The organism is Pseudomonas sp. M47T1, from assembly GCF_000263855.1.
Taxonomy (GTDB): domain Bacteria; phylum Pseudomonadota; class Gammaproteobacteria; order Pseudomonadales; family Pseudomonadaceae; genus Aquipseudomonas.
In genome coordinates, this window is sequence record NZ_AJWX01000081.1 from 1 (window position 1) to 266 (window position 266).

The 266-nt window shown below is 52.3% G+C and carries 2 tRNA genes; both read left to right on the plus strand.

The annotated features are described in order from the left end of the window. The first annotated feature begins 58 nt into the window (after positions 1–58). Positions 59–135 (plus strand) — tRNA-Ile (locus PMM47T1_RS28535). Between the two features lie 10 nt (positions 136–145). Beyond that, a tRNA-Ala gene (locus PMM47T1_RS28540) sits at positions 146–221 on the plus strand. The last annotated feature ends 45 nt before the right edge of the window (positions 222–266 follow it).

Here is a 266-nt window from a genome sequence, read left to right on the forward strand (position 1 = left end):
GAAGCAGCTTTAAGCTCCAAGCTGATAGCTGAACTAGCTAACAGTTACGCTCGAAATTGGGTCTGTAGCTCAGTTGGTTAGAGCGCACCCCTGATAAGGGTGAGGTCGGCAGTTCGAATCTGCCCAGACCCACCAATTTTGTTAAGGGGCCATAGCTCAGCTGGGAGAGCGCCTGCCTTGCACGCAGGAGGTCAACGGTTCGATCCCGTTTGGCTCCACCATACACTGCTTCTGCGTTAAAGCTTAGAAATGAGCATTCCATCAGG